Source organism: Vibrio sp. 10N.222.48.A3 (genome assembly GCF_041475345.1).
In the GTDB taxonomy this organism is placed as follows: domain Bacteria; phylum Pseudomonadota; class Gammaproteobacteria; order Enterobacterales; family Vibrionaceae; genus Vibrio; species Vibrio tasmaniensis_A.
In genome coordinates this window covers 1-776 of record NZ_JBFRVX010001568.1, presented here as the reverse complement: position 1 = coordinate 776, position 776 = coordinate 1, and the positions used below count along the sequence as shown (strand labels likewise).

The window sequence follows — 776 nt, the reverse complement described above, 5'->3', positions numbered from 1 at the left end:
GAATTTTTTTCGTATGGTCTCGAGGTGCCTCTTCGCTACGTGCGAACACCTGGTCACCAATTACTAGTGCAACTGAACAGTTTTCAGTTGCGGTATCTACTGCAAGAATTTTCGCGCTCATTTGTGTCTCAAATATTCGTTATCTAATCTAAAATAATGGCTAAGCTCAACAATGCCAATTACTCAGCAGCGGTTGAATGGTCTTTAGCTAAGAATTCTTTAATGATCCCTAAGTCACGGGTACGTGGGATAGGCGGTAAACTCGCCAAAAACACACCACCGTAATCGCGGGTCACCAAGCGGTTATCGCAAATAATTAAAGCGCCATTGTCACGTTTATCACGTATTAATCGGCCAACACCTTGTTTCAAGGTAATCACTGCGTCTGGTAACTGTACTTGTGCAAAAGGATCACCCCCTTTTAACTTACAGTCCTCGATTCGAGCCTTAAGTAAAGGGTCATCAGGGGCTGTAAAGGGCAATTTATCGATGATAACACAGCTTAATGCGTCGCCCCTAACATCTATCCCCTCCCAGAAAGCGCCAGTAGCCACCAGCAATGCGTTACCTAATTCCATGAATTCGGCTAAGGTTTTTTGCTTACTTGTCTCACCTTGCAGCAGAACTGGAACCGAGAGCGTTTCGCGGAACCGTTCACCCAACTCTTTCATCATGCTGTGTGAGGTACATAAGAAGAAACAGCGACCTTGGTTTTGCTCAATCACAGGGGTCAGCATTCTTACTAGCTTGTCCGCTAAGCCCGGGCTATTCGGTTC

1 protein-coding gene and 1 pseudogene are annotated in these 776 nt (G+C 45.6%); both read right to left on the bottom strand.

Annotated elements, in window-relative coordinates; genetic code table 11:
- Positions 1–121 (bottom strand): annotated as a pseudogene (locus tag AB4653_RS27780) (tRNA (adenosine(37)-N6)-threonylcarbamoyltransferase complex dimerization subunit type 1 TsaB); the annotation flags it as partial.
- Between the two features lie 58 nt (positions 122–179).
- A partial coding sequence (locus AB4653_RS27775) for an ATP-dependent DNA helicase (RefSeq protein ID WP_372105857.1) occupies positions 180–776 on the bottom strand: 597 nt, incomplete at its 5' end.